This window comes from Nocardia sp. NPDC050406 (genome assembly GCF_044459025.1).
Classification (GTDB): Bacteria; Actinomycetota; Actinomycetes; order Mycobacteriales; family Mycobacteriaceae; genus Nocardia.
Genome location: NZ_JBITIM010000002.1, coordinates 1,282,375 through 1,304,635, shown reverse-complemented (window position 1 = coordinate 1,304,635; position 22,261 = coordinate 1,282,375). Strand labels below are relative to the sequence as shown.

The window sequence follows — 22,261 nt, the reverse complement described above, 5'->3', positions numbered from 1 at the left end:
CACCAGTGCGCCTGCGGCTCGTCGATCTGGGGGGAGGTCAGGACACTGAACGCACTGTGGAACTTCATAACCAGCCACCGTGAACAGTTGATCACCGACAGCTATCTGCACGTCTCGGCGGTGGTGCAATCGGTGCTGATCGCCACGATCGTCGCGGTATTCGTCGCCATTGTGGTCTATCGCAGCCCGCTCGGTTCGGCGGCGGCCACCGCCACGGCCAGCATTATTCTGACCGTCCCCTCTTTCGCTCTATTGGGATTGCTGATTCCCGTCATGGGATTGGGTGTGCGCCCGACCGTGACGGCTTTGGTGCTCTACGCGCTGCTGCCGATTCTGCGCAATACGATCGTGGGCCTCGCCTCGGTCGACCCGGCGGTCTCCGATGCCGCGCGCGGTGTGGGCATGAATCGCCTGCGGGTGCTCACCCGTATCGAATTGCCGCTGGCCTGGCCCGCCATTCTCGCGGGTATGCGCGTCAGCACTCAGATGATCATGGGCATTCTCGCCATCGCGGCCTATGCCAAGGGTCCGGGGCTGGGCAATCTCATCTTCGCCGGGCTGTCGCGGCTGGGCAGCCCCAACGCGGTGCCGCAGGCGCTGACCGGCACGGTGCTCATCGTGGCGCTGGCGCTGGCCCTCGATGCCCTCCTCGTCCTCATCGGTCGAGTCACCACACCCGGGAGAGTCCGTGACTGAAACCGTCGCACCAGCAGACGTCTCCGGCGTCGAGATCGTTCTGGACCAGGTCACCAAACGCTATCCGGGACAAGAGGACCCGGCGGTGAACCGGGTCAGCATGACCATTCCCGCCGGGGAGACCGTGGTGCTGGTCGGGCCGTCCGGCTGCGGCAAGACGACCACCATGCGCATGATCAACCGGCTCATCGAGCCCAGTTCGGGCACCATCACCATCGACGGCCGCGATGTGCTGCGTGAGAATCCGGATCGCTTGCGCCGCACCATCGGCTACTCGATCCAGCAGGCCGGACTGTTCCCGCATCTGACCGTCGCCAAGAATGTCGCCACGGTGCCGGGCCTGATCGGCTGGGACCGCAAACGCATCGCCGACCGCGTGGACGAAATGTTGGATCTGGTGGGCCTGGACCCCGGCACCTTCCGAAACCGTTATCCCCGACAGCTTTCCGGCGGGCAGCAGCAGCGCGTCGGTGTCGCCCGCGCCCTGGCCGCCGATCCGCCGGTGCTGCTCATGGATGAGCCGTTCGGCGCGGTGGACCCGATCACCCGTGGCCTGTTGCAGGACGAACTGCTGCGGTTGCAGGCCGAACTGCGCAAGACCATCGTCTTCGTCACGCACGATTTCAACGAGGCCGTGAAGCTCGGTGACCGAATCGCCGTGCTGGGCAACCAATCCCGCATTCTGCAGTACGACACCCCGGCGGCGGTGCTGACCGATCCCGCCGACGACACGGTGGCGGGATTCGTCGGCGGGGACGCCGGACTCAAACGCCTCACCCTCACGCGGGTGCGCGATGTGCCGCGCGAGGAATGCGCCGTCGCACCGGAATCGACGGCGGTGGAAGCGTTTCGGCAGGCCATTGTCGACAGCGGTCGCGAGTGGGGGCTCGTCCAGGACGAGCAGGGTAGGCCGCTGCGCTGGGTCTGGCTCACACAGCTCGCGCACGCGGATTCGCTGCGCACCGTCGGCACCCCGGTGGGCGGCATGGTGTCGTTGGAGTCCACCCTCCAGGAGGCGCTGGAATCGCTGTTGGCCGAGAGCAATGCCCATGCCGTCGTCACCGGGCGGCGCGGCGAATACGTCGGGCTGATCACCATCGACACCCTCGTCACGCATCTGTCCGACAAGCGAGATACGCATGCACGCGGTGAGACCGGCGGGGATGACGGCCGATGAGTACACCGACCCGGCATCCCGAGCGGCAGGCCGAACGGATACGGCTGCTCGCCCAACCGGTGCTGGCGCTCGCCCTGGCCGTCGGAGTGCTGGTGTGGGCCTTCGCGCGTGAGCTCACCGTCACCCAGCAGGCCAGCCTGACCGCGAGCAATATCGCCACCGTCACCTGGCAGCACGTGCGGATCACCGTGACGGTGGTGGCCATTGTCATCGCCATCGCGGTACCGCTGGGCACGCTCATCACCCGGCCCGGATTCCGGCGTATCGCACCGGTTTTCGTGGGACTGGCCAATATCGGCGCGGCCGCGCCCGCCATCGGGCTCATCGTGCTGTTCTATCTGATCACCCGCACCACCGGCTTCTGGATCGGCGTCGCGCCCATTGTGCTGCTGTCGCTGCTGCCGGTGCTGCGCAACACCATCCTCGGCTACCAGCAGGTCGATCCGACGATCATCGACGCCGGTCGCGGCCAGGGCATGTCGGCGCTGACGCTGTTGCGCCGCATCGAGTTTCCGCTCGCCGTGCCCTATATCCTCGCCGGTCTGCGCACCTCGCTGGTGCTGGCGGTGGGCACCGCGACGCTGTCGTTCCTGGTGAGCGCGGGCGGGCTCGGCATTCTCATCGACACCGGCTACAAGCTGCGCGACAACGTCACCCTGTGGGTGGGCGCACTGCTCGCGGTGGCGCTGGCCCTGCTCATCGACTGGCTGGGCGCGCTCGCCGAACGCTATCTCGGACCGAGGGGGCTGCGGTGAGGCGGCGAATCCGTTGTACGTGTGCGGTTTTGGCGGCGGTCGTCGGGCTTCTCGTCTCGGCCTGCGGCTTGGAATCGGGTAGCGCGGTTCCGCTGCGGGTGGGCCCCGGCAGTATCCAGCCGGTATCCGAACTCGACGGCGTGCGAATCACGGTGGGCTCCAAGGACTTCACCGAGCAGAACATTCTCGGGTATCTCATCGAGTTCGCGCTCAGCGCGGCCGGGGCCGAGGTGCGCGACCTCACCGATATCGTCGGCTCGAACAGCCTGCGCGATGCCCAGCTGCACGGGCAGGTCGATATCGCCTACGACTACACCGGCACCGGGTGGATCAACTACTTGGGCAACGAGAATCCGGTGCCCACCTCCGAGGAACAGTTCGTGGCCGTCCGCGACGCGGATCTCGCGGAGAACGGCATGGTCTGGGCCGCCATGGCCCCCATGAACAACACCTACGCCCTGGTCGCCAATCCGGCGGTGGCCGCGGAGAAGAACATCACGACGCTGTCCGACTACGCGAATCTGGTCAATACCGATCCCACCGCGGCCGCGACCTGTGTAGGCACCGAATTCAATGTGCGCCAGGACGGTTACCCGGGCATGGCGCGCAAGTACGGCATCGATGTCGGCAAGGTGCAGAAGCAGATCGTCCAGGATTCGCTGGTCTTCCAGATGACCGCCGACGGCAATCAGTGCCGGTTCGGATCCGTCGCCGCCACCGACGGCCGCATTCCGGCACTGAACCTGAAACTGCTCGTCGACGATCGCGCGTTCTTCCCGAAATACAATGCGGCACTGGTCATGCGGCAGGATTTCGCCGAGGCGCATCCGAAGGTCATCGAGGTCATGGAGCCGATCTCGCGCCTGCTGACCAACGAGACCATTACCGAACTCAACCGCCTCGTCGATATCGAGGGCCGCGAGGCCGCCGAGGTCGCCCGCGACTGGATGGTTCAGCAGGGTTTCGTCACGGCCGACTGACCGACCGGCGGGCCGTGAGCCCGAGGGTGAGGCCGCGCGGCTTCAGGGTCGGGAACTCCTCGATATCGAGGCGGTAGCCGGTGGCGGCGAGATCGTAGTCACCGAGCACGTGGGCGAGGGTGAGCACCACCTCGTGCAGTGCGAGCCCACGCCCGATGCAGGCGCGGGCACCGGTGCCGAACGGCTTGTAGGTACGTGGCGTCGCCGCGGTGGCGAAGCGGTCCGGATCGAACCGGTCCGGGTTGCGCCACACGGCCGGATCACGATGGATGGCAAGCAGATTCAGATACACCCAGTCGTCGGGCGTGACGCGGTGCGCACCGATGGTCGTCGGTCCCAGAGCACTCCGAATGAAGGCCGGGGCGACGGGATGCAGTCGTAGCGTCTCGTCGATGACCGCGCGCAGGTAGCGCAGTCCGACGATGTCCTCGTAGGCGAGTTCGCTCGGATGCTTACCGGTCTCGGCGATCTCACGGCGCGCCCGCTCGACGACCTCGGGATGCCGGGACAGCTCGTAGAGCGCGAAAGCCACTGTGCCAGCGGTGGTCTCGTGTCCGGCGATGAGCAGCACGATCGCCTGGTCGATGATCTGATCGCGGGTCAGGGCCACGCCGTCGGTGTCGGTGAGCGCACGCGGAATAGGCGCGTCGGCTCCTGGGGTATCGAGGATCATCTCGACATGTCGCCGCAGCGCGCCCGCGTGCGGGGGCGTCGGGTTCATCCCGAGTACGGCGTCCAGGAATGGAATGACCTTGCCCCGGTTGGTGGTGCGAATGAGCGCGAACATGGTGTGCACGAACTCGTCTCGCTGTTCGCGCGTGAGCGCCGCCCCGAAACCCGCGCGCGTGATGATGTCGTAGGCGAGATCCTGGGTCAGCTCGGTGATCGGCACCGGCTGCGGCCCCGCCGCCCATCGCCGCACATGGTCGGCGATGACCGGATTCATGCTCGCGTGGTACTCGCGCATGGCGCTGCGGCTGAACGCCGGTTGCAGCCGCTCGTGCGCCCGCCGCCACAGTTCGTCCTCGGTTCCGGTGAACAGCAGTCCGGTCGGGGCCAGGGGGGCGAGTCGCCGAAAGGCCGGTCCGTTCACCTTCGTCCATGCCGCGTCGTCGAGAATCGGCTCGGCGAGCGCGGCCGAATTGACGATGAGCATGCGCGGATACCGCAGCACGCGCACCTCGAAGACGTCACCGAGCCTGGCGTAGCCGGTGATGCTCTGCGCCGGAGTCTTGGCCGAGAGCGACAGCGCGTCGCCTATGAGCGGTATGCGCCAGGGCGGATGGGGGACGGTCGGCATCGCGACCACTCCTTTGCGAGCGTGGACAGGACGTGGGTTTCGGTTTGCAGGTCGGCTCCGCCGGGGATCTCCAGCGTCGCCGCGGCGGGATTCGGTTCTGCTCCGGCGGTTTTCGCGTCGCGGGCGGCTACGAGAAGCTCGGCGATCTCGGCGAGATCCGCGGTGGGCTCGTGTGCGGGCACGTACTGGCTCAGCGACAGGATCGCGTCGTTGATCTCGATGACCATGCGGTGCAGCTGATAGGTCGGGGTGACGGCGTCGGGCCGGGGCTGGACCACCTCGGGACACACCGCCGTGAGGTCCTCCCACAATTCGGTCAGATCGGCGATGGCGCGGGCCGCCGGGTCCCCGCGCACGGCGTCGATTGCCCGCAGTACCAAGGGGATCGCGGCGAGCGGGGTGGAGGCGACGATATCGGTCACGAACGCCATGCGGTCGGTGTGCGCGGCGTATTCGGTGAACCCGTTGACGTGCCCGGTCGCGAGAATGAACGAGGTGGTGAGCCCGAAGGTGAGGCTGCCGATCAACCCGCTGAAGATGGCGAGGAACACCAGGTAGAACAGGCGCGGACCGAGCGGTGGCCGCTGCCGCAGCGCGCGAATGCTGGTGGCCACCAGCAACACCGCGCACGCGTACGGGAATATGACGAACAGCACTGTCATCGGCAGGGCCTGCCAGCCCGGATATTGCAGGACGATCCCGCCGCCCTCGGCCACCCGATGCCCGAAAGCCAAGTAGCCCAACCCCATGGCCACCGCCGCCGCGTACACCTCCGGCTGTGACGGTGGATTGCGCTGGCGTGCATGGGAAATCATCAGATACGCCTCCGCGGTGACCAGGATCATCACCGCGTTGGCGAGCTGGTACTGCCGCGCCGGAGTCAGCCACGGCAGCAGCTGCACGATCCACTGCTGGGCCGTGGCGATTTCCAACAGCCACGCGATGGTGGCCCCCAGCAGCGCGCCGTTGATGCGCCGATGGGCGAAAGTGCCGTTGCACCAGCGGAACCGGAGCAGCGTGACGGTCGCGGTGATGGTCCACAGCGGCCAGGCGATCACCTCGGCCAGTGCCGAATTCGGTGGCAGCATCAGCGGCGCCCGAAGGCATTGCGTAGCGGCTCGAAGGGTCTGCGGCGAATGGCGGGCATGATCAGATTCGCGAAGGTCTCGGCCTCCTGCTCCTTGGTCGAATCGAACGCGCCGCGGGCGAGCATGGTCTCCATGCGACCGAGCGCCGTCGAACCGACGAAGGCACCGAGGTATTCGCCGAGCGATTCGTGCATGCGCTCCCCCTCGTGCCCCAACAGCAAATGGCCGATCTCGTGCAGCACGGTGTGCTCGACCATGTACCGCGACGAGCGCTCCTCGTACACGATCAGGGTCAGATCATCCATCTCCGCGAGCAGTCCACACGGAAATCCGGCGGCCCGCAGGCCCCGATGTCCGGTCAGCACAATGGGTTTGCCGCGCTGGTCGGCGAGGCGGTCGATGAACTGTCGCAGATTCCACGGGGTGGGAATGTCGAGCGTCGCGACCAGTGCCGCGAGGTGGTCATCGCTGGCCATGCCCCGAGTCCAGGGTGTTCCCGAGCGCGGCGGCGCGCGCGTCCCGAATCGTGGCGACCAGCGTCTCCAGGGAGCCGATATCGACGTCCCCGCCGCGAAAGTGCACCGCCCAACTTGATTCCCAGCGTGCGCGCCGTCTCCAGAATGGCGAGCTTCTGGTCGAGCACCCGCATCTCCGCGAGGTGCGGGTCGGTGATGTAGCGCGCGTCCACGTCGAAGTGGATCGCGATGGCGCGCAGCAGCTCCGGCGCGACATCCGCCGCGCCCTCGCGCACCGCGGCGATCTCGGCGATGGTCACGGTGCGGCCGAGAATGGCGCCGGTGGCCTCGGCCAGGGTCGCGTTCTGGTCAGCTTCGTCGTCGGACGTCCCGAGAAACCCGCACAGCCGGTTGACTCGATCCGCGACGACATTCATGGCTGGCCATCTCCTACATCCTCCCGAGCCTGTTGGAGCCTGGTCACGAATCTACCCGCCAATTCGTCCGGAACGCCTGCCGTGTCACCGATCAGCCAGCGACGGTACAGCTTGTCCTCGTAGTCGGGGTCGTCGGCGGCGACCGGGGCGCTCAACAGGTCCCCGAAAGCCTGTTCCACCAGCGGCAACGGTCCACCGTCGGCCTGCCAATTCCGTTCCAGCAGATCGGTGAGGTACAGGCCCAGCAGGCGACCGAGATCGGTATTGAGCCGGTCGACGGTGGCGCGCAGCCGCGCGGGATCGAGCGGGTGCGCGCCGACCACCTGGTTCAACTCCACCTGAATGCCGAACAGCTCCACGGCGAGCGCCGCCGGGACCGCGACGAACGCCGTGCCCGCGTCCAGCTGCCGCCGCTCGGCGACGGGCCGAGGCTTCTCCCCGCGCCAATAGGCGCGCGCGGCGCTGCCGCTGCGCCACGACAGCGCCGCGTCGAGGCGGCGAAAGGTGACCGGTTTCGGCGCCGGGCCCAACGTGGCCGCCTCGACGCGCACCAGCGTTCGACGCGTGGGACCCCCGGCGGCGATGGTGTCGTCGAGACTGAAATTGAGCTCGCGCCGCCGCTCCCGTACACAGGCCGCCAGGAATGTGGCGTACTCGGGCGCTGCCCTAGGCTGTGACTGCTCCCTGAGCAGCGGTCGGGGTGGTCGCTCCGATCTGTACGGAGGGGAGAGATCGGCAGCCACCCCGCCCGTGTCGCCGGTGCCGCGCGGGCCTTCCAGGGGACATAGTGGTCGCATGGGCAACCCGGCGACCGTCGCGGACACCTTCGCACCGCTGCTGCGACTGGCCTTCGGCGCGCGGCCGCCGGTGCGATTCGAATTCTGGGACGGCAGCGCGGTCGCGCCGCTCGGTGCATCGCCCGGGACCATGCGCATCCGATCGAAAGACGCGCTGAGCCATATGGTCTGGGCCCCAGGCGAACTCGGCTTGGGCCGCGCCTACGTCTCCGGAAATGTCGATCTCGACGGGGATCTGTTCGGCATGCTGCGCGCCCTGCAGTCGGCGGTGCCGGGTGATGCGCGCCTGGGACTGGCCGGAGCGTGGCGGGCCGTCGGCGCGGCACGCAGGCTCGGGGCGCTCGGGCACCGACCGCCGGTTCCGCCGGAAGAAGCACGGCCCGCGCGGGGGCGATCGCACACCCGAGGGCGGGACGCGGCGGCGATCAGCCATCACTACGACGTCGGTGACGACTTCTACCGACTGGTGCTGGGGCCGAGCATGACCTATTCGTGCGCCCGCTTCGCGCCGGAGGACGACCTGCGGCGGGGATACGCGGACCCGACCGTTTCCTTGGCGGACGCGCAACGCGCCAAACACGATCTGGTCTGCCGCAAGCTCGGGCTGCCCGAGCGGCCCGGAATGCGGCTCCTCGATGTGGGATGCGGATGGGGGTCCATGGCCATGCACGCGGCCTCCACGTACGGGGCACACGTCGTGGGCGTCACGATCAGTCGCACGCAGGCCGACCTCGCGCGGGCGCGCGTCGCCGAGGCCGGATTGAGCGGCAATGTCGAGATCCGCCTGTGCGACTACCGCGATCTGCGCGGCGAGGAGTTCGACGCCATCTCCTCGATCGGCATGTTCGAGCACGTCGGGGCGAAGCGCGCCGCGCGATATTTCGACACCCTGCGCGCGCTACTGCGTCCCGAGGGACGGCTGCTCAATCACGCCATCTCCTCGGTCGGCGGTTCGACCATGCGCGGCCGCTCCTTCATCGGCCGCTACGTCTTCCCCGACGGCGAGCTCCTCGATGTCGGCGAGGTCGTCTTGGCCCTGGAGCGAGCGGGATTCGAGGTGCGCGATGTCGAGGCGCTGCGCGAGCACTACGCGCTGACGCTGCGGCAGTGGGTGGCCAATCTGGAGAACGAGTGGGAGCGGGCGGTGGCACTGGTCGGCGAGGGCCGGGCGCGGGTCTGGCGGGTGTACATGGCGGCCTCGGCCCTCGGATTCGAGGACGGCGGACTGGGACTGCATCAGGTGCTGGGAGTCGTTCCGGCACAACAGTGATCGGCCGGACCGTTCGCCGGATCGGTGGGCAGACGGCAGTAGCAGGACGCCTCGATCGGGATATCCGCCACGGCGGCAGCGAGTTTCAGCTGTTGTTCGACGATCCGCGCCTCCTCGGTCTTGCCCGCCCGAACCAGGCATTCGTGGAATCCGTGCAGGCTCCACACATTCGCGGGGTGCTGGGAGGCGCGCGGCAGGGTGTCGTCCAGGCCCAGATCGGCGCGGTAGACGGCCTCCGCCTCGTCGATATGCCCCTGCTCGAGCAGCAGTGCGCCCAGGGCGTGGCGGGTCGGCTGCATCCAGCCCCACGGTTCGTCGTAGGGCAGGCTGTCGTCCAGGTCGACGGCACGACGCAGCGCGTCGAAAGCCTTGTCGTAGTTGCCCTTTCGGTACTCGACTTCACCTTCGAGCATGGCGGCGGCGACGGTGAGGATGTCGCGGCCGGTGTTGTTGAACAGCATCCGTGATTCCGGCACCCGGTCGAGCGCGGCGAGGAAGAGGTCGCGCTGTTGCTCCGCCTCGACAACGCGGCCGGTGGCCGAGTAGGCGACGCCCTTGCCGTAGTGCAGCATCGCGGTGGTGACGCAGTAGAGGTCCTGGTCCTCGGGCAGCGGCAGGTCGATGAGCCGATCCCACTGCCCGAAGCGGATCAGGACGTGCACGCGCATGGGGACGAAGCTCTCCGCCCAGTCCGCCATGGGCGGCGACGGTACGCGCAACAGCTCCTCGGGGATGGAATCCTCCAGCTGCGCAACGGTTTCCAGTGCCGTGTCGAGCTGTCCGAGGAACATCGCGCCGTAGATCTTGAAATGCAGATTGTGCAGTCGATAGAGCGTGAAGAAGTTGATCTGCCCCTGTTCGCGCACATACTTCTCGTCCGCGACGATGGCGGCCGAATTGGCCGATACCGCCGCGCGATAGTCGCCGCAGAGCACGTAGATGTGTGACGGCATATGTTCCAGATGCCCCGCGTCGGGCACCAGCCCGCGCAGCCGGTCGGCCACCGTGAGCGCCGCCTCGGGCGTGCGCGACATCTCCATCAGGTGGATGTACATGTGCAGCACACCCGGGTGCTCGCGGCCCGCCGCGGTGGCCATGGCCCGCTCCAGCACCGATTTGGCCTCCAGCGCGAACGATCCCTGGGCGGGTTTGCCGGTGCGCCGGTCCCACAGCGCCCACGGCGTGAGGTTCATCAGCGCGTCGGCGAAGAGCGTCGCGACGTCGAGATCATCCGGAAAGCGCCGGTAGACATCGCGCATGGCCTCGGCGTAGCGGCGATTCCAGGCCGATCCGTCGCCCTCGAACGCCCCCGCCGGGTAGCGCGCGTTGATCGCCTCGACCAGCGCGCGCTCGACCGCCGTGGCCGCACCCGCGAGCTCCGCGGCCCGCCGGGCCGAATCATGGGCGCGCGCAACGGTATCGGCGAGATCCCGCGGGTCGAAGGCGTCCCACGGCTTGTTGTAGTTCGGCCCCACCGCCAACGCCAGCCCCCAGTGCGCCATGGCGCATCCGGGATCCTCCGCCGCCGCCCGCCCGAAACACCGCGCGGCCTCCTCGTGCGTGAACGAGTACGTCCAGATCAGGCCGCGGCCGAACCACAGCCGCGCGGCCTCCGAGGCCGCCGTCACCGGCCGCGAGTACGTCCCGAGGTCGTAGTAGTCCAGGGTCACATCCCCGATCGTGCCATCGGCGCGCGGTCACCGCTTGCAGATATACCCCCTAGGGGTATACAGTTCCCCGCATGTGCCGATGCCGATGTCCCAGCGCCCGCGATCCACCCCACCCCTGCCAAGGAAGTGCCTCCTATGAGCTCCACGCCGATGATCACCTCGCTGTTCGGCAATCGTGACTACCTTCGACTCTTCACCGCCCAGGTCTCCGCCCTGTTCGGCACCGGGCTCACCACCGTCGCGCTCGGGCTGCTCGCCTACGAGCTCGCCGGGGGCAATGCCGCCGCCGTACTCGGAACGGCGCTGACCATCAAGATGCTCGTCTACGTGACGGTCGCCCCGATCGTGGCCGCCTACGCCGACCGGCTGCCCCGCCGCCTGTTCCTGGTGTCGCTCAATGTGATTCGCGCCGCCGTGGTGCTGGCGCTGCCCTTCATCGACCAGGTGTGGCAGATCTACGTGCTCATCGCGGTACTGCAAACCGCTTCCGCCGCTTTCACTCCCACCTATCAGGCGGTCATCCCCGACATCCTGCCCGATGAGCGCGAATACACCCGCGCGCTCTCGGCGGCGCAGCTGGCCGCCACCATGGAGACCCTGTTGAGCCCGATGCTCGCCGCCGCCGCGCTGGCGGTGATCAGCTTCCACTGGCTGTTCCTCGGCACCGCCGTCGGATTCGCCGTCTCGGCCGCACTGGTCATCGGCACCCGCATTCCGAACGCGAGCGCCGCCACCCAGGGCTCGTTCCGGGAGCGAATCACCGTGGGTATGCGCATCTTCGCCGCCACCCCGCGCCTGCGCGGACTGCTCGGCCTCAATCTCGTGGTCGCGGCCGCCGGATCGGTGATCATGGTCAATACCGTGAACTACGTGCGCGACACCCTCGGCGGCACGCAGTCCGGTGTGGCGGTGTTGTTGGCCGCCAACGGCTTCGGCACCATGCTCGTCGCGCTGGCGCTACCGGGTGTGCTGGATCGGGTCGGCGCACGGCCGGTCATGCTCACCGGCGCGGGCACGCTCGTCGCCGGACTCGGCGCGGGTATCGCGCTGTCCACCGCTACGGCCGGAGATTGGCGCTGGGCCGCCGCCATCGCGGTGTGGGCGCTCATCGGCTCCGGCAGCGCGGCCATCCTGACTCCCACCGGACAGGTGCTGCGGCGCTCCTCGCGATCCGCCGATCGCCCAGCGCTTTTCGCGGCGCAGTTCTCGCTCTCGCACCTGGCCTGGCTGCTCACCTACCCGATCGCGGGATGGCTCACCACCGCCGCGGGTTTCACCGCCACCTGGGTGACCCTGACGGTCTTCGCGGGCGTGGGAATCACTGTGGCGCTGCGGATGTGGCCGCGCCACGATCCGGAGGTGATCACGCATCTCCACGAGGTGGGCACCGTCGACGCCGCCGTGCTGGCCGATGCCGATCGCGTGGACGAGCGCCACTACCGCCACACTCACGTCTACGTCATCGACGCCAACCACCGCCGTTGGCCCGGGCGGCTCGAAACCGCCACCGCCGCTTAGTGATCGACGGCCTGTGCCCGGCTCGGCTCCAGCACCGGAGCCGGTGCCGGGCTCGCCGCGCGTCGGCGGGTGACCAGGAACAGCGCCACCAGCAGCACGCTCAGCCAGATATAGGTATTGCCGATGAAGTGCTGCCACGGAGTCCAGGCCGATTCCCGGTTCTCACCATCCGGCAGCCAGTTCTGCGGACCGTAGACGAACACCGCGGCGGTGACGGCCGTGACCACGTACCAGCCCGCAGCGCCGCGCCAAGGCTGCCGAGTGGCGTAGCCGAACATGCCGAGCAGTACGGGCGCGATCCAGATCCAGTGGTGCGACCACGAGATCGGCGAAACCAGCAGCGTGAACACGGCATTGATGCCCAGCATGAGCGGCGGGAAGTCGATGGCCTGACGCATGGCGGCGACGACCAGCGCCAGCAACGCCGCACCGAGGACCAGCCAGATGATCGTGAACAGCGGCTTCTGAATCTCGAAGCGCGCCAATACGGCTTGGATCGACTGGTTGGTGTGGAAGGCCGAACCGCTGAGGCCCTTCACATTGCCCAAACCGCCGAACCAGTACTTCATGGACGCGTCGGGCAGGATCAGGAAGCTGAGCGCGGTGGCGACCGCACCGGTGACGGCGGCGGTGATCGCGGCCTTGTAGTCCTTGCGGATCAGGAAGTAGAGCACGAACGCGGCGGGCGTCAGCTTCACCGCGGCGGCGATTCCGACCAGCATGCCGCGTCGCCATTTCGGCTTCTCGGTCAGACAGTCGGCCACCACCAGCGCCATGAGCAGCAGGTTGACCTGACCGAAGTCCAGGGTCGACCGGGCCGGTTCCAGCAGCAGCGCCAACGGGGTGGCACAGCAGGTCACGAACAGCGCGAGCCGACGGCGGTCCTCCCCCGGCCAGACCCGCCGCGCCACCAGGTAGAGCGAGAGTGCCAACGCCGCCACCGAGGTGATGAAGAAGGCGAATCTGGCCACATCCCAGGGCAGCAGCGCGAACGGCGCGAGGACCAGCGCGGCGAAGGGCGGGTAGATGAACGGCAGCCCGATACCGATGGTGGTCTGCGGCAGCTGTCCGTACATATCGCCGCCCTCGCGCAGCGTCTCGATGCCGAGCCGGTACACCTGTAGGTCGATGAACCCACCGGTGATCTCCTTGAACGGCCAGAGCGGCAGCATGAGGCACAGCGTGGTGAAGGCCACCAGCAACGCCGGAACGAGCCACATCGCCCGCCCGAAACGGCGGTCCGGCGACTTCGGCTCAGCAACAGCGGTGGAACTACTCATCCGCGGCGACTATACCGGCGGCCCCCTTCCACCACCCAACCTGCGTCGGAGAACACGATCAGGACGCGGCGGCGATCCGGGCGCGCAAACCCTCGGCGAAGCTGCGGGCCGCGGCCAGATCGCTGGCATCGGGCCGACCCTTCCGAATACCGCCGACGATCTTGAACGGCAGGTAGGTGTCGAAGCCTCGGCAGGAGAAGGTGTCGACCACGTCGAAGCCGCGTTCGGTGAGCAGCCGCACCAGCGGCCGGGAGAAGCGCTGCGGCCCGGCATCGGGAAAACCGCTGGTCGCGAAGACGAAAGCCGTGCCCCGCTGCTCCCGAGGCAGCGCCTCGACGTACGCCCGCAGGTTGGCGTGGAAGGAACCGAGGAAGATGCCGGAGCCGAACCCGACCAGGTCGTAGCGGGCCAGCTCGGCCGCGTCGAGCTGCCCGGGCGCGACGACCCGGGCCTCGAGGACCTGGCCCATGGCGTCGGCGATCCGCCGCGTATTGCCATGGGAGACGGATGTGCACACGATGACGGCCTTCATGACGATGCTCCTGTCACTCACTGATTCCGGACACGCTCCAGGACACCGCCCGGCCCGAGACCGTGACATCGGGTGCGTGTGCCCTGCGTCACGGTGTCAGCGGTCGAGCGTGCGCACGGTGTCGAGGGCCCGCAGCTTGTCGGGATTGCGGACGGCGTACAGCGCGGTGACGCGCTCCCCCGCCGTTTCGATCACGAGGACGGAGTCGAGGGCCCCGTCGTCGCGGAACAGGATCGCGGGCAGGGCGTTGCAGCTGCCGAATTCGGCGCTCATTGCGGCCATGCTCTTGGCGGCGAGCCCGATCAGGTAGGTGGCGACCTGCTCCGCCCCGATGATGGGTCGGCGCGCGGCGGTGACCTTGCCGCCACCGTCGGAGATCTGAACGACGTCGGGAGCGAGCACATCCAGCAGGGTCTGAACGTCCCCGGTGCGGGCGGCCGCCAGGAAGCGGTCGATCACCGCCCGGCTGGTGTCGGTATCGGGGGCGAAGCGTTTGTGCCGCGCCCGCACGTGGGCGCGGGCGCGGTGCGCGATCTGGCGTACGGCGGCCTCGGATTTCCCGACCATGTCGGCGATATCGACGAGGCTGTGGCCGAAGACCTCGGACAGCACGAAGACGGCGCGCTCGGTCGGGCCGAGGGTTTCCAGTACGAGCAGCATGGCCATCGAGACCGATTCCGCCAGCAGCACATCGTGACTGGCGTCCTCGGCGGTGCGAATGGGTTCGGGCAGCCAGCTGCCCACATAGTCCTCGCGCCGCCGCCGCACGGTGCGCAGCTGGTTGATCGCCTGCCGCGTGACGATCTGCGTGAGGTAGCGGCGCGGGTGCGTCACCTCCTCGGCGGGTGCGTCGCGCCAGCGAAGGTAGCTGTCCTGCACGACATCCTCGGCATCGGCGGCGCTGCCCAGGATCTCGTAGGCGATGGTGAACAGCAGCGGGCGGACCTCGGTGAACGCCGCGAGCCGGTTCACCGTCGGTCCCGCACGGCCTGAGCCTTGGCCCGAATATCCCGCAGCACGGTCGGATTGACGCCCCGATGGCTCAAGTCGTCGGCGAGCGTCGTGAGCTCCCGCGCGGCGAGCCCCGGATCACCGTTGGCGATATGGAGATTCGCGCGCAGTGCGACGAGTTCGTTGTAGCCGATACTGGTCGTCGGCTCGGTGGCGTCGCGGTAGCGCCGCAGCCCGGGCTCGGTGATCGCCAGGGCGGCAGCGGGATCGGCGCGATGGCGGCGCACCATGCGGTCGTCGCCGTCGGCGATGGTGCGGGCGAAGAAGTCGGAGCCGACGCTCTTGGCCAGGGTGACGGCCGCCTTCGTGCCGAAGTCCTGGTCGGCGAAGCGATCGGCGGCCTCGGTCAGGGTGCGCATACCGGAGGCGAGGAAGGGCGACATGGATCCGCCGAAGGTGAGCGCCAGGCCGACCCGCGGGTCGAAGAAGTCCGCGGCGAAACGGTCCTGCTCGCGAGTGGCGGGCTGGCCGATGCGCACGGCGAGGGTATTGGACACCGTCTGCCGCACACCGTCGGAATAGGTGGCGCGCAGCAGATATCGGCCGGGCTGGTCGAAGACGAAGCCGTCCCTGCCGAAGGTCAAGGGGACGAGGGCGCTGTAGCGGTCGGGGCACTCCTCGGCATTGCCCGCGGGCGCGAGCACCTGCGTGACCGGGCGGCCGTACAGACACATGACCGGGCGGAATCGCACCGTTCTGCCATCGGGTGTGCGCACCAGCACGGACGTTGTGCCGTAATGGGGTTCGAGCCGGGTGTCGACGGTTTGTGGGACGGGCAGCGGGTTGCGCAGCCGGAACTCGATCTCGACCGGTTCCATGAAGGAGAAGTACGCGGGCGCGCGCAGCAGCAGTTCCAGTGAACGGTTCGAGGGGACACCGGGCGTGGGCGGCGATTCCCAATGCTCGCCCGTAGCCCACGGATCGCCGCCGAAAACCACGGCGGCACGGTCACCGTGGCGCAGGTGCAGCAATTCCTCGTCGTCGAAACGGAATCGGAAGTCCGACCAGAATCTGTCGGGGCCGGTGATCCGGTCGTAGCGCCAGTCGTAGTTCATCCACGACAGGGCGCGCGGTCGCGATTTGTCCCAGGAGTGCAGGAGATTGAAGGCGTGGCCCGCCTCGTGCACCCAGGTGTAGAGGAAGTGCCGCATGGCCGCGGCCTGTGCCGGGCTGCCGGGTGCGCCGGTGACCAGGTCGCGGAACCATTCGTGGTCGCGGAACACCGCGAAGCCCTGCCGTTCCGGGGCGCGGCCCGCACCGCCGAAATCCGCTGCGGCATCGAACATCACGCCGCCGACGTCCGGGGATTCGAAGGTGCCCGCCTGCATTCCCCACAGGCTCCAGGCGGGCCACCGGTCACCGTAGGCGCTGAACGCGGCGGCCATGGCGTCGTGTAGTTCGGCGGCGCTCCAGCGGGTGAAACCCGCTGCGCTGTCGTCGATCACGGTGCGCTCCGGGTCGATGCGCACCCCGATGCCCGCTTCCCGGTAGGCGCTCTCGATGGTGAGCGTGCGCCGCGAGATATCTCCCGGCCGGGTGGCGTGGCCGTGGGTGTCGTAGGCCGGGACGTGCGGTGCCACGTTCACCGATGCGGCGTAGTCGAGTTCGAACACCGTCTCCCGGAAGGCGTCCGATCGGTAGTCGCACCGATAGCTGGCCGTCGTGGTCCCGGTCGCGAACTCCACCGTGACCGGGCCGGTAGAAGGCACCGTAATCCGCACCGTGACAGGCGGATTCGCGGTACGCCGCCAGTACCGAACCGTTCCGGCGACAACGATTTCGTCCGCGCTCCGCGTGACGGTGGGACTGTCGACGATCCACGATTCGACGTAGGCGGGTTCGGCGGGCGGTGTGCCGCCGGGCAGGTCGAAGAGGTCACCGCTGACCCGGTTCATGACCGGCGAATCCGCCGAGTAGCGAGTATCGATATCGAGGCGCAGTTCGAGGAAGCTGGCCCGCGTGCCGTCGCTGATGCCCACACCCTCATAACGACCGCTGACCGGCCCGCGCTGGAGCGCGAACCGGTCGGCGGTCGGCGGCATGGACTCGTCCCCCACGTTCGCGGCCATGTGCTAGACAGTAGCTCGCTCAGCGGTCGGCGACGAGTGCGGAATCCGAATCCGCGCTGGCCACATCCTTTTCCACCGCGACCGCATCCTCTTCCATGACCGCCTCGCCGCGCGCCACCATGCCCGCCTCATCGGAGAGCGTCAGCTGCGGAATGAACAGTGCGAGCAGGAACGCCACCGCCACACCGGGAATCAGATACCAGAAGCCAGGCACCAGGGCGTCGACGTACGCGCCGACAATCGCGTCGTGCAGTTCGGCGGGCAGATTCTTGACCACCGACGGCACCAGCATGCTCGGATCCAGTCCGGCCCCGGCCGCCTCCTGCGCATTGGCCCGGAACGCCTCGCCGAGGCCCTCGGTCAGGCGGTGGGTGAAGATGGAGCCGAACACGGCCACGCCGATCGCGCCGCCCATTTCCCGGAAGTAGTTGTTGGCGCTGGTCGCGGTGCCGATCTGATCCGGACTCACCGCGTTCTGCACCACCAGCACGATGATCTGCATGATCAGGCCCAGCCCCGCGCCCATGACGAAGAGCATCGCCGACACCACCCACATGGAGGTGTTCGCGCTGAGCTGGGTCAGCCACAGCATGCCCAGGCCCATGACCACCGCGCCGATCGGCGGGTAGATGCGGTAGCGGCCGGTCTTGGTGATCGCGCCCATGGACCCGATGAGCGTCGCCATCATGCCGACCATCATCGGAATGAGCAGCAGACCCGAGACCGAAGCCGAAGCGCCCGTTGCCATTTGCAGATAGGTGGGAATGAACGCCAGCGCCGCGAACATGACCAGGCCGACGATCAGACCGATGGCCGAGGTCAGCACGAAGGTGCGGTTGCGGAACAGCCACAGCGGCAGCATGGGCTCCTCCGCGCGCGACTCCACCACCACGAACACGCCGATCACCAGCACGAGCGCCGCGATCATGGCGATGATGACGCCCGAATCCCAGGCGTAGCGCTTACCGCCCCAGTCGGTGAGCAGAATGAGCAGCGCCGTCGCCGACGACATGAGGACGACGCCGAGGTAGTCGGGCCGGGTCTTGGGGCGGTGGCTCGGAATGCTCAAGTAGCGGAACGCGATAACCATGGCGGCCAGGCCGATGGGCACATTGATCCAGAAGCACCAGCGCCAGCCGATGTGATCGGCGAAGAAGCCGCCCAGCAGCGGGCCCGCCACCGAGGTGATGCCGAAGACCGCGCCCATCGGGGCCATGTACTTGCCGCGATCCTTCGCGGGCACCACATCGGCGATGATGGCCTGCGCCAGAATCATCAGGCCGCCGCCGCCCACGCCCTGTAGGCCGCGGAAGACGATGAACTCCCAGAAACCGGTGGCCAGTGCCGCGCCGATCGAGGCGGCGGTGAAGACGCCGATGGCGAACAGGAACAGCCACCGCCGTCCGAACAGGTCGCCGAACTTGCCGTAGATGGGCATGACGATCGTCGTGGCCAGCAGGTACGACGTTGCCGTCCAAGCCATTTCGGAGACGCCGCCGAGCTCGCCCACGATGGTGGGCATCGCGGTGCCGACAATGGTCTGGTCGAGGCTGGCGAGGAACATTCCCGCGATCAACGCGGAGAAGATGAGCCAAATCCGCTTCTGCGTCAGGACTATCGGGGTCGGCGGCGAATCAGCCGTCGTGGTCATCGGCACATCTCCTTCATCTCTTCTCAGCTGTGCGGAACAGGTCGGCCGCCATCGCGCACTGTGCCCGCAGCGCCTCGGCCAGCGGCCGAGAGGGATTGGCGGCCAACGACATAGCGGCCCGAGTCGACAGGGTGGACATGAGTCCCGCGACGAGTCCGGCGTATTCGGCCGACACCGCACCGCGGGTGCGCGCGACCAGCAGCTCCCGCAGCGCCTCCTCGTGCTGCGATCCGGCGGCGATGAATCCGGCGAGCACGCGCGGCTCGGTCTTGATGATCTCCGCGACCAGTGCGACGCTCTCGCGCACCTCGTCGTCCGGTTCGTAGCCGGAGGCGTAGAGCCAGACCACATCGTCGATGAGCGCGCCCGTGGGCCCACCGCCCACGAATTCGGTGCGCGCCGAGGGTGTTCCGATCTCACCGACCGGACCGACCACCGCGTCCATCTTGGTCTCGTAATAGTTGAAGAACGTGCGCGGCGAGACCCCCACCGCCTTCGCGATGTCATCGGTGGTGGTGGCGTCGAGCCCCTTCTCGATCGTCAACCGCCGCGCGGCCATGCACAGATCGAGCCGCGTCCGACGCTTCTTCCGCTCCCGCAGCCCCAGCTCCGCGTGGTTCTCCTCGGCCATATCCGAAAATTTAGCAGAATCTGCAATTTTTCAGAAACTGCAACTTCGTCACACCGCTGCCACGGGCGTGTGAGCGTAATCCACCCACGAGACCCGACATACGCGACAATCGAAGGCACGCGCGGAAGACGGACGTTCCACTCGATTGTGGAGGTATCGGTGTGTCGGCTCGTACCAAGGTTCTCGCTGGTCTGGTGCTGCTCGCGGTAATCGTTCTGGTGGCGGCGCTGCTGGTCTTTCGGCCGTCGTCCTCGGAGGAAGCCGCGGGTGGGGTGTGTCCGGGCGACGGTGTGTCCAGCCCCGAGTGGTCGCCGTCGAGCACCGAGGTGGATGCCGGTATCGACCGGCATCCCTTCGTAGGGAACGGGTATCTCGGGCTGCGGGTGCCGCCGCGCGGTTCGGGATACACCCAGACCGGGGAGATGACCGGGTGGCCGCTGTACACGCCCGCCTACGACGGGGCGTTCGTCGCCGGGCTGTACGCGCGGACGCCGAGTGTGGCCGACAATCGGGAAGTCGCGGCGGCCGTGCCGAATTGGTCGGGCCTCACCGTCCAGGTCGGCGAGAACACTTACGACACCGCCACTCCCGCGGCGCAGATCTCGAATTTCCGGCAGTCCCTGCATATGCGGTGCGGTCTGGTGCGCAGCACCCTGACCTGGACCACGCCGGACGGACGGGCCACGGATCTGGTCTACGAGGTGGTGACCAGTCAGGCCGATCAGCATGTCGGCGCGGTGCGGGTCACCCTGGTGCCGCGCTGGTCCGGGGAGATCGGGGTGACCGATCTGATCGACGGGGCCGGTGCGCGCCGGGTGACACCGGCCGGTGCGGAGCTGGCCGACGATACGGTGCGGGTCGGATTCCGCACGGAGGGTACGAATGTCGCCGGTGAGCTGGCGTCGGTGCTGCGCGCCGACGCCGACACCACGGGTCGGACACAGGATCTGACGGCGAGTCAGCAGGCGCAGTTCCAGGTCGAGGACGGAAACAGTTACGAGGTAACCAAATTCGTGGCGGTCGATACCGCGCTCACCGCCGCCGATCCCCGCACCTCGGCCCTCGACGCCGCCCGCCGTGCCGCCGACGCGGGGTGGGAGCCGCTGCTCGCGGACACCGCGGCCGCGTGGCGGGCGAAGTGGTCCGGCGATATCGAGGTTCCCGGCCGCGCGGAGGTGCAGGGGTGGATCAGGGGCGCGCTGTACTCGATGTACTCCTCGACCAACGCCAAACAGGACAACAGCGTCTCCCCGGTGGGTCTGAGCAGCGACAACTACGCGGGCGCGGTGTTCTGGGACGCCGATATCTGGGTGTTCCCGGCGCTGCTGCAATTCGCGCCGGAATTGGCGAAATCGATTGTGGAGTACCGCTATCGCACCCTGCCCGCCGCACAGGCCAATGCCGCGCGGCTCGGTCTGAAGGGTTCGTTCTATCCGTGGACCAGTACCAGTCGCGGCGATCTGGAGGAGTGCCACAGTTGGGATCCGCCGCACTGCCTCACCCAGATTCACCTGCAGGGCGATATCGCGCTGGCGGCCTGGCAGTACTACGAGGCCACCGGCGATACCGCGTGGCTGCGTGACCGGGGCTGGCCGATCCTGTCCAATTTGGCCGCGTTCTGGGCGTCGCGGGTGACGCCGAATCCCGATGGCAGCTACTCGATTCGCGATGTGGCCGGGCCCGACGAATACAGCAACGGGGTCACCGACGGGTCCTACACCAATGCGGTGGCGGCGCTGGCGCTGCGCCATGCCGACACCGCCGCCGCGATCCTCGGCGAGTCCCGTCCGCCGGAGTGGGCCGCCATCGCCGACCGGCTGCGCATGCCCTTCGATCAGGCCCAGCGCATCTTCCTCCAATTCGACGGCTACACCGGCACTCCCATCAAACAGGCCGATACCGTACTGCTCATCTACCCGCTGGATTGGCCGATGCCACCGACGGTCGCGGCGGCCGTGCTCGACTACTACTCGCAGCGCACCGATCCGGACGGCCCCGCCATGACCGATTCCGTCCATGCCGTCGACGCCGCCGATATCGGGGTGCCCGGCTGCGCGGTGGCCACCTTCCTCGAACGCTCCGCCCGGCCGTTCGTGCGCGCGCCCTTCGGTCAATTCGCCGAGGCCCGAGGTGAGAAGGCCGGTGCCGCCGACCCGCTCGCGGGCGCGCCCGCCTTCACCTTCGTCACCGCCGCGGGCGGGTTCTTGCAAACCTTCACCAATGGTCTGCTCGGGCTGCGGTTCGATCCGGAGACCATCGCCATCGACCCGATGCTGCCGCCGCAACTGGCGCCCGGGGTGACGCTGCGCGGAATTCACTGGCAGGGGCGCACATTCGACGCCCGTATCGGCACCGAGGACACGGAGCTCACTCTTACCCAGGGCGACCCGATCCGGGTGAACACGCCCTCGGGGGAGCACATACTCAGCCCGGCACAGCCGCTGTCGGTGAAGACGCGTCGGCCCGATCTGGCACCGACCGACAATATCGCGCGCTGCGATCCCATCAGCGCCACCTCGTCGGAGCCCGGCCGCTACCCGAATGCCGCCAATGACGGCAGCACCGCCACCGGCTGGGAGTCCGATGTCGAGACCGGCAGCCTCACCGTCGATCTCGGCACCGAGAACCGGATCAACCGCATAGTCGCCCACTGGAGCGATCCGGCTCCGACCGCGTCCACCATCGAGGTATCCACCGATAACGCCACGTGGACCCGGGTCGAACCCGCCCCGGGGACCGGCGATCTCGGCTCCACGGTGTCGGCCCGCTACGTGCGCATCGGCGTCACCGGAACGAATCCCGCCGAGCCCCCGGGGATTTCGGAGTTGGAGGTCTACGCCCCGCGCTGATCAGGCTGCCCGCCGACGGCCGGAGTTCGATACGTACGATCACTCGAGATCGTGTCAGGCGGTATCGCCTGCGTGGAGTCCTCGGCAGATCTGGT

Annotated in this window: 18 protein-coding genes; 7 read left to right on the top strand and 11 right to left on the bottom strand. The window is 68.0% G+C overall.

Features of this window, described 5'->3' with window-relative positions; all coding sequences use genetic code 11:
• Positions 1 to 45: 45 nt before the first annotated feature.
• From ACIBH2_RS19190 to ACIBH2_RS19175, 4 genes are read left to right on the top strand one after another with little or no spacing between them, the layout of a single operon-like run.
• Positions 46 to 696, top strand: a complete 651-nt coding sequence (locus ACIBH2_RS19190; RefSeq protein ID WP_397120883.1) for an ABC transporter permease — start codon at positions 46 to 48, stop codon at positions 694 to 696.
• Positions 641 to 1,873 carry an ABC transporter ATP-binding protein gene (locus tag ACIBH2_RS19185; RefSeq protein WP_397119137.1) on the top strand — a complete coding sequence of 411 codons (1,233 nt, stop codon included), beginning with the start codon at positions 641 to 643 and terminating at the stop codon, positions 1,871 to 1,873. Before ACIBH2_RS19190 ends, ACIBH2_RS19185 begins: the two co-directional genes overlap by 56 nt.
• Complete coding sequence (locus tag ACIBH2_RS19180) at positions 1,870 to 2,628, top strand: ABC transporter permease (protein ID WP_397119135.1); 759 nt, start codon at positions 1,870 to 1,872, stop codon at positions 2,626 to 2,628. The genes ACIBH2_RS19185 and ACIBH2_RS19180 overlap by 4 nt, the downstream gene beginning before the upstream one ends.
• Positions 2,629 to 2,657: 29 nt before the next feature.
• Entirely contained in the window at positions 2,658 to 3,608 is a 951-nt protein-coding gene (locus ACIBH2_RS19175; RefSeq protein ID WP_397119133.1) for a glycine betaine ABC transporter substrate-binding protein, read from the top strand.
• Here the strand turns inward: ACIBH2_RS19175 and ACIBH2_RS19170 are convergent.
• The 4 genes from ACIBH2_RS19170 to ACIBH2_RS19155 form a co-directional block, all read right to left on the bottom strand.
• Complete coding sequence (locus tag ACIBH2_RS19170) at positions 3,595 to 4,908, bottom strand: cytochrome P450 (RefSeq protein WP_397119131.1); 1,314 nt, start codon at positions 4,906 to 4,908, stop codon at positions 3,595 to 3,597. The genes ACIBH2_RS19175 and ACIBH2_RS19170 overlap by 14 nt on opposite strands.
• Positions 4,866 to 5,996, bottom strand: a complete 1,131-nt coding sequence (locus ACIBH2_RS19165; protein WP_397119128.1) for a DUF6545 domain-containing protein — start codon at positions 5,994 to 5,996, stop codon at positions 4,866 to 4,868. Before ACIBH2_RS19165 ends, ACIBH2_RS19170 begins: the two co-directional genes overlap by 43 nt.
• Positions 5,996 to 6,472: a hypothetical protein gene (locus tag ACIBH2_RS19160; protein ID WP_397119126.1), complete on the bottom strand. Its 477-nt coding sequence runs from the start codon at positions 6,470 to 6,472 to the stop codon at positions 5,996 to 5,998. The genes ACIBH2_RS19165 and ACIBH2_RS19160 overlap by 1 nt, the downstream gene beginning before the upstream one ends.
• Positions 6,473 to 6,884: 412 nt before the next feature.
• Entirely contained in the window at positions 6,885 to 7,439 is a 555-nt protein-coding gene (locus tag ACIBH2_RS19155; RefSeq protein ID WP_397119124.1) for a hypothetical protein, read from the bottom strand.
• Positions 7,440 to 7,683: 244 nt separating this feature from the next.
• Here ACIBH2_RS19155 and ACIBH2_RS19150 point away from each other — a divergent pair, with 244 nt between their 5' ends.
• A complete protein-coding gene (locus ACIBH2_RS19150; protein WP_397119122.1) occupies positions 7,684 to 8,955 on the top strand; it encodes a class I SAM-dependent methyltransferase in 1,272 nt (423 codons plus the stop codon).
• Here the strand turns inward: ACIBH2_RS19150 and ACIBH2_RS19145 are convergent.
• A complete protein-coding gene (locus tag ACIBH2_RS19145) occupies positions 8,922 to 10,625 on the bottom strand; it encodes a tetratricopeptide repeat protein (RefSeq protein WP_397119120.1) in 1,704 nt (567 codons plus the stop codon). The two genes, ACIBH2_RS19150 and ACIBH2_RS19145, sit on opposite strands and share 34 nt — an antisense overlap.
• 150 nt (positions 10,626 to 10,775) lie before the next feature.
• Between ACIBH2_RS19145 and ACIBH2_RS19140 the strand changes: the two genes are divergently transcribed.
• Positions 10,776 to 12,143 (top strand): MFS transporter, encoded by a 1,368-nt coding sequence (locus ACIBH2_RS19140; RefSeq protein ID WP_397120881.1) that lies wholly within the window; start codon positions 10,776 to 10,778, stop codon positions 12,141 to 12,143.
• On the opposite strand, the gene ACIBH2_RS19135 is transcribed toward ACIBH2_RS19140, so the two are convergent.
• The 6 genes from ACIBH2_RS19135 to ACIBH2_RS19110 all read right to left on the bottom strand — a co-directional run bounded on the left by ACIBH2_RS19135 (position 12,140) and on the right by ACIBH2_RS19110 (position 19,317).
• On the bottom strand, positions 12,140 to 13,423 hold the full coding sequence (locus tag ACIBH2_RS19135) for a glycosyltransferase 87 family protein (RefSeq protein WP_397119118.1): 1,284 nt from the start codon (positions 13,421 to 13,423) through the stop codon (positions 12,140 to 12,142). The genes ACIBH2_RS19140 and ACIBH2_RS19135 overlap by 4 nt on opposite strands.
• Positions 13,424 to 13,481: 58 nt before the next feature.
• Positions 13,482 to 13,955, bottom strand: coding sequence for a flavodoxin family protein (locus ACIBH2_RS19130; RefSeq protein ID WP_397119116.1), 474 nt, complete (start codon positions 13,953 to 13,955; stop codon positions 13,482 to 13,484).
• A 96-nt stretch (positions 13,956 to 14,051) separates the two neighbouring features.
• The gene (locus ACIBH2_RS19125; RefSeq protein ID WP_397119114.1) at positions 14,052 to 14,927 is read right to left on the bottom strand and encodes an RNA polymerase sigma-70 factor; all 876 of its coding nucleotides are present in this window, start codon (positions 14,925 to 14,927) and stop codon (positions 14,052 to 14,054) included.
• Positions 14,924 to 17,035, bottom strand: coding sequence for a hypothetical protein (locus ACIBH2_RS19120; RefSeq protein WP_397119112.1), 2,112 nt, complete (start codon positions 17,033 to 17,035; stop codon positions 14,924 to 14,926). The genes ACIBH2_RS19125 and ACIBH2_RS19120 overlap by 4 nt, the downstream gene beginning before the upstream one ends.
• A gap of 19 nt (positions 17,036 to 17,054) precedes the next feature.
• Positions 17,055 to 18,686, bottom strand: a complete 1,632-nt coding sequence (locus ACIBH2_RS19115) for an MDR family MFS transporter (protein ID WP_397119110.1) — start codon at positions 18,684 to 18,686, stop codon at positions 17,055 to 17,057.
• Positions 18,687 to 18,699: 13 nt separating this feature from the next.
• Entirely contained in the window at positions 18,700 to 19,317 is a 618-nt protein-coding gene (locus ACIBH2_RS19110; RefSeq protein WP_397119108.1) for a TetR/AcrR family transcriptional regulator, read from the bottom strand.
• 161 nt (positions 19,318 to 19,478) lie between these two features.
• On the opposite strand from ACIBH2_RS19110, the gene ACIBH2_RS19105 reads away from it, so the two are divergent.
• A complete protein-coding gene (locus tag ACIBH2_RS19105; RefSeq protein WP_397119106.1) occupies positions 19,479 to 22,166 on the top strand; it encodes a discoidin domain-containing protein in 2,688 nt (895 codons plus the stop codon).
• The last annotated feature ends 95 nt before the right edge of the window (positions 22,167 to 22,261 follow it).

What these genes read in the sequence shown, in the direction of transcription:
- ACIBH2_RS19185 (WP_397119137.1), top strand. Translation starts at nt 641, where the DNA reads ATGCCCTCCTCGTCCTCATCGGTCGAGTCACCACACCCGGGAGAGTCC.
- ACIBH2_RS19180 (WP_397119135.1), top strand. Translation starts at nt 1,870, where the DNA reads ATGAGTACACCGACCCGGCATCCCGAGCGGCAGGCCGAACGGATACGG.
- ACIBH2_RS19170 (WP_397119131.1), bottom strand. Translation starts at nt 4,908, where the DNA reads ATGCCGACCGTCCCCCATCCGCCCTGGCGCATACCGCTCATAGGCGAC.
- ACIBH2_RS19165 (WP_397119128.1), bottom strand. Translation starts at nt 5,996, where the DNA reads ATGCTGCCACCGAATTCGGCACTGGCCGAGGTGATCGCCTGGCCGCTG.
- ACIBH2_RS19160 (WP_397119126.1), bottom strand. Translation starts at nt 6,472, where the DNA reads ATGGCCAGCGATGACCACCTCGCGGCACTGGTCGCGACGCTCGACATT.
- ACIBH2_RS19150 (WP_397119122.1), top strand. Translation starts at nt 7,684, where the DNA reads ATGGGCAACCCGGCGACCGTCGCGGACACCTTCGCACCGCTGCTGCGA.
- ACIBH2_RS19140 (WP_397120881.1), top strand. Translation starts at nt 10,776, where the DNA reads ATGATCACCTCGCTGTTCGGCAATCGTGACTACCTTCGACTCTTCACC.
- ACIBH2_RS19135 (WP_397119118.1), bottom strand. Translation starts at nt 13,423, where the DNA reads ATGAGTAGTTCCACCGCTGTTGCTGAGCCGAAGTCGCCGGACCGCCGT.
- ACIBH2_RS19130 (WP_397119116.1), bottom strand. Translation starts at nt 13,955, where the DNA reads ATGAAGGCCGTCATCGTGTGCACATCCGTCTCCCATGGCAATACGCGG.
- ACIBH2_RS19120 (WP_397119112.1), bottom strand. Translation starts at nt 17,035, where the DNA reads ATGGCCGCGAACGTGGGGGACGAGTCCATGCCGCCGACCGCCGACCGG.
- ACIBH2_RS19115 (WP_397119110.1), bottom strand. Translation starts at nt 18,686, where the DNA reads ATGACCACGACGGCTGATTCGCCGCCGACCCCGATAGTCCTGACGCAG.
- ACIBH2_RS19110 (WP_397119108.1), bottom strand. Translation starts at nt 19,317, where the DNA reads ATGGCCGAGGAGAACCACGCGGAGCTGGGGCTGCGGGAGCGGAAGAAG.